The sequence below is a fragment of the Kitasatospora sp. NPDC091257 genome (assembly GCF_044757675.1).
Lineage (GTDB): Bacteria > Actinomycetota > Actinomycetes > Streptomycetales > Streptomycetaceae > Kitasatospora > Kitasatospora lactacystinica.
Genome location: NZ_JBIVVI010001508.1, coordinates 1 through 1,843, shown reverse-complemented (window position 1 = coordinate 1,843; position 1,843 = coordinate 1). Strand labels below are relative to the sequence as shown.

Here is a 1,843-nt window from a genome sequence, read left to right as displayed (position 1 = left end):
GGCCCGCCGCCGGTGCGGTAGGGCGGGTCCCGCGGGTCCCGCCGGACCCGGCGAAGACCCGCGGGAAACGCCCCGGTCCTACCCGCGGGGAACTTCTGAGCGGTCGTCCGACGTCAAGAACTGATGAACATCTGCCCTGGCCCGGAGCGGGTCGGGGCAGATACCGCCCGGTATCAGTCTCAATCGGGCAGTCCCGTTCACCGGTCCCGAAATGATCATCGAGCATTGTGTGCCAGAGTTGCCCAACCCGGCCCGATCGCCCGTACCCTACGGGCCAGGCCGGGCTGCTGACGCAGGACAGTACGGCCGAAGGCCGGCGGGCGGCAGGCGATCGATGAGCAAGTGGAGCACGGTGGGACCCAGGTGAACCGGACGATCATGCTGCCGGCCTCCCTCGACGAGGCCGTCGACGCGCTGGCCGCCGCCCCGGCCGCGGTACCGGTGGCCGGAGCCACCGACCTGATGGAGGCCGTCAACGCCGGCCGACTGCGCCCCGCCGCCCTGGTCGGCCTCGGCCGGATCACCGAACTGCGCGGCTGGCGCTACGAGGACGGCGGCACCGCCGTGCTCGGCGCCGGACTCACCCACGCCCGGATGGACCGCCCCGACTTCGCGGCGCTCATCCCCGCGCTCGCCGACGCCGCCCGCACCGCCGGCCCGCCGCAGGTCCGCAACGTCGGCACCCTCGGCGGGAACATCGTCACCGCCGCCCCGGCCGGCGACACCCTCCCGGTGCTCACCGCGCTGGAGGCCAGCGTCACCCTGGCCCGGGCCGGGGGCACCCGCGAGGTGCCGGTCAGTCACCTGCTCACCGGACTCGACCCGGTGCGCCCCGGCGAACTGCTCACCTGGGTGCGCGTCCCGCTGCTGCACGCCCCGCAGGTCTTCCTCAAGGCCACCGGCCGCAGCGGACCGGCCCGCGCCACCGCCTCCGTCGCCCTGGTCCTCGACCCGGCCCGGCGCTCGGTGCGCTGCGCCGTCGGGGCCGTCGCGCCGGTGCCGCTGCGCCCGCTGGAGGCCGAGGCCTGGGTGGCCGGCTGCATCGACTGGGACGGCAGCCGGGAGATCGACCCGGCCGCGACCGCCGCCTTCGGCGAGTACGTGGCCGCCGCCTGCGTCCCCGACAACTACGGCGCCGAGGGCGCCTGGGAGGCCGTGACCGAGGGGCCGACCGCGGCCGCGGTTCGGTTGCGGCGTACCGTATCGGTGCTGGCCCGACGGGCACTGGGAAGGGCGCTGAAGTGACCACAGACCCCATCGAGACCCTGGACGCCGACCCGCTCGGCCTCTCCCCGCAGGTCAGCCGCGAGCTGCGCCCGTGCGCCTCGTACACGCTGCGGGTCAACGGTTTCGAACGGCCCGTCACCGACGCGTGGATCGGCGAGAGCCTGCTCTACGTGCTGCGCGAGCGGCTCGGCCTGGCCGGCGCCAAGGACGGCTGCGAGCAGGGCGAGTGCGGGGCCTGCTCGGTGCAGGTGGACGGCCAGCTGGTGGCCGGCTGCCTGGTGCCCGCCGCCCTGGCCGCCGACAGCGAGATCAGCACCGTCGAGGGCCTGTCCGCCGCCGGCGGCGCGAGCGCCGTCCAGCAGGCGCTGGCCGCCTCCGGCGCCGTCCAGTGCGGCTACTGCACCCCCGGCATGGCGATGGCGGTGCACGACCTGCTCCAGCGCAACCACCGGCCCACCGAGGTGGAGGCCCGTCAGGCGCTGTGCGGCAACCTCTGCCGCTGCACCGGCTACCGGGGCGTGCTGGCCGCCGTCCAGACCGTCGCGGACGCCCGCGCGGCGGAGGCCGAGGAGGCGGAGGAGGCCGCCGCGCAGGCCGCCGGGCCCGCTCCCGGGGG

At 76.0% G+C, this 1,843-nt stretch carries 2 protein-coding genes; both read left to right on the top strand.

The window, feature by feature from the left end:
* The first annotated feature begins 378 nt into the window (after positions 1–378).
* Positions 379–1,245: an FAD binding domain-containing protein gene (locus ACIQOV_RS39785; protein ID WP_355265826.1), complete on the top strand. Its 867-nt coding sequence runs from the start codon at positions 379–381 to the stop codon at positions 1,243–1,245.
* Positions 1,242–1,843, top strand: a 602-nt coding sequence (locus ACIQOV_RS39780; protein WP_401055803.1) for a (2Fe-2S)-binding protein, incomplete at its 3' end; no start/stop codon positions are given. The genes ACIQOV_RS39785 and ACIQOV_RS39780, both read left to right, overlap by 4 nt.